This window comes from Dietzia sp. SYD-A1, from assembly GCF_015356725.1.
GTDB lineage: Bacteria > Actinomycetota > Actinomycetes > Mycobacteriales > Mycobacteriaceae > Dietzia.
In genome coordinates this window covers 1-7,099 of the sequence record NZ_JADDKI010000551.1, presented here as the reverse complement: position 1 = coordinate 7,099, position 7,099 = coordinate 1, and the positions used below count along the sequence as shown (strand labels likewise).

Annotated in this window: 8 protein-coding genes and 1 pseudogene; 6 read left to right on the top strand and 3 right to left on the bottom strand. The window is 69.4% G+C overall.

Features of this window, described 5'->3' with window-relative positions; genetic code table 11:
- From IY392_RS16835 to IY392_RS16820, 4 genes and pseudogenes are all read left to right on the top strand, one after another.
- Nucleotides 1–249: pseudogene (locus IY392_RS16835) on the top strand (biotin-dependent carboxyltransferase family protein); the annotation flags it as partial.
- A 122-nt stretch (nt 250–371) separates the two neighbouring features.
- Nucleotides 372–1,658, top strand: a complete 1,287-nt coding sequence (locus IY392_RS16830; protein WP_107757436.1) for an adenylosuccinate synthase — start codon at nt 372–374, stop codon at nt 1,656–1,658.
- A gap of 240 nt (nt 1,659–1,898) precedes the next feature.
- A complete protein-coding gene (locus IY392_RS16825) occupies nt 1,899–2,147 on the top strand; it encodes a hypothetical protein (RefSeq protein ID WP_194861851.1) in 249 nt (82 codons plus the stop codon).
- 48 nt (nt 2,148–2,195) lie between these two features.
- Entirely contained in the window at nt 2,196–2,483 is a 288-nt protein-coding gene (locus IY392_RS16820) for a hypothetical protein (protein ID WP_194861850.1), read from the top strand.
- 74 nt (nt 2,484–2,557) lie between these two features.
- Here IY392_RS16820 and IY392_RS16815 read toward each other — a convergent pair whose 3' ends face one another.
- The 3 genes from IY392_RS16815 to IY392_RS16805 form a co-directional block, all read right to left on the bottom strand.
- The gene (locus tag IY392_RS16815; protein WP_107757434.1) at nt 2,558–2,836 is read right to left on the bottom strand and encodes a hypothetical protein; all 279 of its coding nucleotides are present in this window, start codon (nt 2,834–2,836) and stop codon (nt 2,558–2,560) included.
- A gap of 593 nt (nt 2,837–3,429) precedes the next feature.
- Nucleotides 3,430–3,789: a GntR family transcriptional regulator gene (locus tag IY392_RS16810; RefSeq protein WP_194861849.1), complete on the bottom strand. Its 360-nt coding sequence runs from the start codon at nt 3,787–3,789 to the stop codon at nt 3,430–3,432.
- 59 nt (nt 3,790–3,848) lie between these two features.
- Complete coding sequence (locus IY392_RS16805; RefSeq protein WP_182613306.1) at nt 3,849–4,946, bottom strand: CaiB/BaiF CoA-transferase family protein; 1,098 nt, start codon at nt 4,944–4,946, stop codon at nt 3,849–3,851.
- Between the two features lie 111 nt (nt 4,947–5,057).
- Between IY392_RS16805 and purT the strand changes: the two genes are divergently transcribed.
- Together purT and IY392_RS16795 are read left to right on the top strand one after the other, a co-directional pair.
- A complete protein-coding gene (gene purT, locus IY392_RS16800; RefSeq protein ID WP_182613307.1) occupies nt 5,058–6,341 on the top strand; it encodes a formate-dependent phosphoribosylglycinamide formyltransferase in 1,284 nt (427 codons plus the stop codon).
- A 41-nt stretch (nt 6,342–6,382) separates the two neighbouring features.
- Complete coding sequence (locus IY392_RS16795) at nt 6,383–6,949, top strand: DUF1648 domain-containing protein (RefSeq protein WP_194861848.1); 567 nt, start codon at nt 6,383–6,385, stop codon at nt 6,947–6,949.
- Nucleotides 6,950–7,099: the final 150 nt, after the last annotated feature.

The window sequence follows — 7,099 nt, the reverse complement described above, 5'->3', positions numbered from 1 at the left end:
GACCGGGTCGGGGTGCGCATCGACCCCGCCGGACCCGTCCCCCGGTCGAGCACCGGGGAGATCCCCAGCGAGGGGATGGTCCGCGGCGCCGTGCAGATCCCGGCGGACGGGGCGCCCGTCGTGTTCGGGCCCGATCACCCCGTCACGGGCGGGTACCCGGTGATCGGGGTGCTCACCTCGCGGTCCTCGGACGCCTTGACCCAGCTCCTGCCGGGAGCGCCGGTGAGCTTCCGGAGGGTGTCGGACTGACCGACTAGGGTAACCGAGGCGGGACCAGGTACCTTGGTCCGTTGGTGTGCGCGGAGTCACCGCCTGCGGGCCGGTTTTCGTCCCTCACCGAATGACGACACTTTTCGAGGTGAAAGCGAACCATGCCAGCGATCGTCCTGATCGGCGCCCAGTGGGGCGACGAGGGCAAGGGTAAGGCCACCGACATCCTCGGTGGCCGCGTCGAGTACGTGGTCAAGCCCAACGGCGGCAACAACGCCGGGCACACCGTGGTGGTGGGTGGCGAGAAGTACGAGCTCAAGCTCCTGCCCGCCGGCATCCTCTCGCCCACGGCCGTGCCGGTGATCGGCAACGGTGTGGTGGTCAACCTCGAGGCGCTGTTCGAGGAGATCGACGGCCTCGAGGCCCGCGGCGCCGACACCTCGCGGCTACGCATCTCCGCCGACGCCCACCTGGTGGCCCCGTATCACCAGGCGCTGGACAAGGTGACCGAGCGGTTCCTGGGCAAGAAGGCCATCGGGACCACCGGTCGAGGCATCGGCCCCACCTACGCGGACAAGGTCTCGCGGGTGGGGATCCGCGTGCAGGACGTCTTCGACGAATCCATCCTGCGGCAGAAGATCGAGGGCGCGCTGCACCTCAAGAACCAGATCTTCGTCAAGATCTACAACCGCCGGGCGGTCGAGGTCGAGGAGATGGTCGAGTACTTCCTCGGCTACGCCGACCGGCTCCGTCCCATGGTCAGCGACACCGCCCTCATGCTCAACCAGGCCCTGGAGCGCGGCGAATCCGTTCTCATGGAAGGCGGCCAGGCCACCATGCTGGACGTCGACCACGGCACCTATCCGTTCGTCACCTCGTCCAACCCCACCGCCGGCGGCGCCTGCGTGGGGTCGGGCGTCGGCCCCACCAAGATCACGCACTCGCTGGGCATCGTCAAGGCGTACACCACGCGCGTGGGCGCAGGCCCGTTCCCCACCGAGCTCTTTGACAAGTGGGGTGAGTACCTGCAGGTCACCGGTGGTGAGGTGGGCGTCAACACCGGTCGCACCCGACGTTGCGGGTGGTACGACGCCGTGATCGCCCGCTATGCCGCGCGCGTCAACGGCTTCACCGATTACTTCCTCACCAAGCTCGACGTGCTCACCGGCATCGGCGAGATCCCGATCTGCGTGGCCTACGACGTCGACGGCGTGCGGCACGACGAGATGCCCATGTCGCAGACCGATTTCCATCACGCGACGCCGATCTACGAGACCATGCCCGGCTGGGAGGACGACATCCGCGGTGCGCGCGAGTTCGGTGATCTGCCGCCGGAGGCCCGCGACTACGTGCTGCGGCTCGAGGAGCTGGCCGGCTGCCACATGTCGTACATCGGAGTGGGGCCGGGCCGCGACGAGAACGTGGTGCGGCGCGACATCCTGGGCTGAGTCGATCGACCACCACGTCGAGAAGAGCGCCCCGAACGCATTGGCCGATAGGCGGGTGCGCGGGACGCTCTTCTCGTTGCTCGCGTGGGGCGGGTGAGCCCGTTGTGTACGTTGTGAATCGGTTTCATGTGAACGAATGACACATGTCGTGTGTTCGTCCGATAGTGCTTTCTGAGCCGTTGAGGTGAAGTCGGAGTCAGGCGACCGGCCGGTCGCTTCCTCTCCCGATCGGAGCACCATATGCGCACTCTCACCAGGTTCGGCGTCGCCGCCGCAGCCACAGCCGTCGCCTCTGCCACCGTCCTCGCCGGGGCCGGAGTGGCCGGGGCCCAAGGCGCCGATCCCGTACTCGACAGCCCGAGCAGCGTGAGCGTCAGTGGCAAGGGCGCGAACACCGAGATCTCCTACACCAACAGGTCCGGCCAGGATCTGTTCTGTATCGCGTACGGCGGGCCGGGCAGTCTGCTGTCGGAGATGTACGCCGTCTAGCGGACACAGGATCCGGATGCGTCACCGCCCCCGGCACTGGAGGCGAAGGTGACCGAGGCGCTGGTGAACGGGCAGCTCGGCCTCTTCACGGGCGGTGTCGAAGACGGGGAAACCGCCACGTTGTCGCCTGGCTTCTACGATACGAACGCCACGCTCACCGACGGGTCCTTCACTCCGTCCGCTCTCGCGATCTGCTCTGCGGGCGACGAGTACATCGAGATGGAGATCTCTGCTGGGGCCGGTGTCCCGGCCGGTCTCGGTTCGTTGGATTCCGCTCTGGCCGGCCTCGGAAGCTCTGGTTCCGTGGCCCGGACGACGGGTTCGCTCGGGAGCTGAGCGAACCGTCCATACCCAGCACCGCCCCCGGCCACCTCGTGGAGCCGGGGGCGGTGCTGGGTGATGTCGTCAGTTCACGACGGCAGGCCCGGGAAGGGTGGGAGTTCGAATGCGCCACCCGCCACCCCCGCGCCGATGGCCAGAACCGCCGAGACACCAAGCCCCGCGATGATGAGCAGCCCGGCTCCGATGATCGGGTTGTCCAACGAGCCGCCGTCTGCGGAACCCGACGCCTGCGCGACGTAGGCGACGTGGCCTTCCGGCGCAGGTCCGGCGTGAGCGGGGGCGACGGCGACGGTGGTGGCAGCGGCCAGGGCGAGAGCGGTGGCAGCGGTGGCGGTTCTCGTGATCATGCCCCCACTATCGCGGCGCGGCCGTTCGGCATTACCTATGGGCCTGCCGGACTGGTCCGGGGAATGCCCCACACCCTCGCGAGCCGGAAATGCAGCGCGTTCCTGGAGGTGTCGGCCGAGTGGGACCATCTCAGAACTCGCCGACGATTCCCGGATTGAGACCAGTTTTCGCCGAATGCGCTCGGTCGCGATTCGGAGGACTGGTGTCGCGGCTCGACCCGGCAAACCGCAAGTGGAAGGTCGGATTGCAGTATGACGGCCACGAACACCTGACCAGAGCCCGTCGAGACGCGGACTCCGTGGCGATGCTGCGCCTGGCGTCCCTCGGATGGGAGGTGAGGCGAGTGACGCAAGGGCTGCTGAACACTCCGCGGACGCTCACCCGATTCGTCCACGGGGCATTCGAGAAGCAAGGGTGGGAGCAACCCGGTCGATCGGGTCGCCCCCAGTGAACTCCGATGCCAGCCACTGCACGCCGATCGCATTCGCTGGAACCCCATCGCCTTCTGTGAAGCGGGGTCACGTTCTGCGAGAGGTCTACTCGGCCGATGCGTCCAGGATCGCGCCGAATCGGGCCGAATCGCCCCGGGCGGTCAGCGCAGGTGCCGGAAGGCGTTGCGGACCGCGTCCGCGGCGTCCTCGACGTCGAATCCCGCCCCCGCGGCCCGCTCTGCGAACTCCTCCGCGGCCCGGGTCAGCACCGCCCCGGGCAGGTCAGCGGCGGAGACGAACGTTCCCGAGCGGCCGCGACCCTCCAACACGCCCGACTCCTCGAGGTCGCGATAGACCTTCGCGGCCGTCGCGGTGGAGACCCCGACCTCCTCCGCGAGTGTGCGCACGGCGGGCATCCGCGTCCCCGCCGTGAGCAAGCCGCGTCGGACTCCCTCGACGATCTGCCCTTTGAGCTGGCGGAACGGCGGCTCCGCTGAGGCCGGGTCCACGGCCAGGGTCATACCGGCCACCCGGGAGCCACTGCCCGGAGAGTGAGACGTGGCCCCCGGCTCGCCCATGCTCAGGCCCAGACCTGATCGATCGCGGTCACCTCACGCGGCGGCGCGGCCGGGACGGCGGGCGCAGGGGTACGCGAGAACCGCGGCGCGGGCGCGGGCCCCAAGTCCCCGCCGACCTCGACGAAGGTCTCCCTCGCCGTCATGTGGGGATGGGACAGCGCCTCCGTGTAGGTCAGCACCGGGGTCGTGCAGGCGTCGGTGCCGTAGAAGAGCTCGGCCCACTCGTCGCGGGGCTTCTCGGCGAACGTGGCGGCGATGATCTCCCGCAACTCGTCCCAACGATCCATGTCGAACTGGCCGGGCATGCCGTCGCCGTCGATGCCGAGCAGCCGGGCGAACTCCGCATAGAACTGCGGCTCCAGACAGCCCACTGCCATGAACTTGCCGTCGGAGCAGGTGTAGACATCGTAGAACGGGAACCCGGTGTCGAGCATGTTCGTCCCGGCGACGTCCGACCACTGGTCCCGTGCGCGCATGGCCCACTGGAACTGGCCCAGTACGGAGGCGCCGTCGGTCATCGCGGCGTCGATGACCTGGCCGCTGCCCGAGGTGGCGCGTTCGATGATGGCGGCGAGGATGCCCTGGACGAGGAACATCGACCCACCGCCGAAGTCGCCGACCAGGTTGAGCGGAGGCACCGGGCGCTCGCCCTTGCGGGCGGTGGCGTTGAGGTGACCGGTGAGCGAGATGTAGTTGAGGTCGTGACCGGCCGTGTGGGCGAGCGGGCCGTGCTGACCCCACCCGGTCATCCGTGCGTAGACGAGCCGCGGGTTGAGCTCGAGGCACTCGTCGGGGCCGAGTCCCATACGTTCGGTCACCCCGGGCCGGAAGCCCTCGACCAGCACGTCGGCCTTGGCGATCAGACCGCGGACCTGCGCCAACCCGTCGTCGCTCTTGAGGTTCGCCTCCACCACGGTCCGGCCGCGCCGGGTGATGTGCGCCCAGCCGCCGACCTGGGTGGCGAGTTCGCCGGGACGCATGACGGTCACGACGTCGGCGCCCAGATCGGCGAGCATCATGCAGGCGTGGGGGCCGGGGCCGATGCCGTTGAGTTCGACGACGCGGATGCCGGCCAGGGGGCCGGGGGAGGCAGTGGTCACAGGTGTGCCCTTTCGTGTGGCGTTGCACACACGGTATCGCCTGCCGATCCGCGTGAGCCGGGGAGCATGCGAAAGGACCCGCGTCGGCGGGCCTCTACTAGCGTGGGCGCCATGACCGCAGCGCACGATCCCCTCGCCCCGCCAGTCGTCGACCGCCTCGGCACGCCGGGGAGTCCCGGCGCGACGCGCGTGATGCTCCTGGGCTCGGGCGAGCTGGGCAAAGAGGTCACCATTGCGCTGCAGCGCCTGGGTGTCGAGGTGATCGCGGTGGACCGGTACTCCGGCGCCCCCGCCCACCAGGTCGCCCACCGCAGCCACACGATCGACATGACCGACTCAGGCGAGGTGCGGCGGGTGGTGGAGCTCGAGAAGCCGCACGTGATCCTGCCGGAGATCGAGGCCATCGCCACCGCCGCGTTGGCGCAGATCGAACAGGACGGGCTGGCGCGAGTCGTCCCCACGGCCCGCGCAGTGCAGCTGACCATGGACCGTGAGGGGATCCGGCGCCTGGCCGCCGAGGAGCTGGGCCTGCCCACGAGTCGCTACGCGTTCGCCTCGTCGCTGGAGGAGTTGCAGGAGGCATGCGACCGGATCGGGTTCCCGTGCCTGGTCAAGCCCACGATGTCGTCGTCGGGAAAGGGGCAGTCCTCCCTCCACGGCCCCGAGGACGTGGAGGCCGCCTGGGCCTACGCGCAGTCGGGTGCGCGGGTGACGGGGGCGCGGGTGATCGTGGAGTCGTTCGTGGACTTCGAGTACGAGATCACCCTGCTCACCGTCCGCAGCGTGGACCCGGCCACCGGAGCGATCCGAACGGATTTCTGCGAGCCGATCGGTCACCGTCAGGAGCGCGGGGACTACGTCGAGTCGTGGCAGCCCCAGGCCATGACCCAGGACGCCTACGATTCGGCGCGCTCGGTCGCGGCGCGCGTGACCGGCGCACTCGGTGGCGTCGGGGTGTTCGGGGTGGAACTGTTCGTGCAGGGCGTCGACGTCTACTTCTCCGAGGTCAGCCCGCGGCCGCACGACACCGGCCTGGTGACGCTGCGCAGCCAGGTGCTCAGCGAGTTCGACATGCACGCCCGCGCCGTCCTGGGTCTGCCCGTGGTCACCACGATGTCCAGCCCGGGAGCGTCTGCGGTGATCTACGGCGGCGCCGGCATCGCGCACGATCCTGAGGGTGACCCCGAGGGCGGCTCGAGCGGTGTGGTCGAGGGCGTGGGGTTCGAGGGCGTGGCCCGTGCGCTCGCGGTCCCGGAATCGGATCTGCGACTGTTCGGCAAGCCCTCGGCCAGCGAGTTCCGCCGTATGGGAGTGGCCGTGGCGACCGCCGAGGACGTGGAGACCGCGCGGGAACGGGCCCGCGAGGCCGCCTCCCGCGTGACGGTGGTGAGGTAGGACGTGCGGGGGCGCAGCCGTCGGTTCGGCAGGCTGGTGAGATGACGACGACGAACTCGGTCGCCGACGAGGCCCGCGGGCTGCCCAGGGAGCCGTCCGGTCCGTGGATCCGGGCACTCGTCGTGTCCACCCTGCTGATCTGGCTGGCGGTGCTCGCCTGGCAGGCGATGGTGCTCCCCGAGCGGGTCCCGATCCATTTCGGTTCCGGAGGGCGGGCTGACGGGTGGTCCGGCAAGGCCGGGGCGTTGGCGTTCTCGGGGGTGCTGCCGCTCACCGTGTTGGCGTTGATCCCGCTCACGTCGTTGCTCGTCATGCGGGCACCGGAACTCATCAACGGGCCAAACAAGCAGTGGTGGACGTCGACCGCCCCGAGGTTGCGCAGGTTCGAGCGACTGGTCCGTGAGGACCTGTGGCTGATCGTGGTGGTCACACTCGCGCTCCTGGTGGCGATGCAGGTGGGGATCGTGATCGCCTCCGAGTCGCCCGACCAGCGGATGCCGGAGGGTCTGCTCCTCGGCGGTACGGGGCTGTTCGGCGCGGGCATGGTCGCGGTACTGCTCCGGATGTACGTCGGAGATCGGTACGCCGAGAACCCCGACCTGGACTGAGCCTGTGGATGGTCGTCCGATCTATCCACCGCCCCTCTGAGGGGCCTGACCCGGCCCGACCCTCCCCCCTAGCGTCACTACTCGAGCGGCCCGTACCCACGGGCTCGAGAGGGGGCGGGACCGATGGCGGGATCAGGAGCGGAGGTGGGG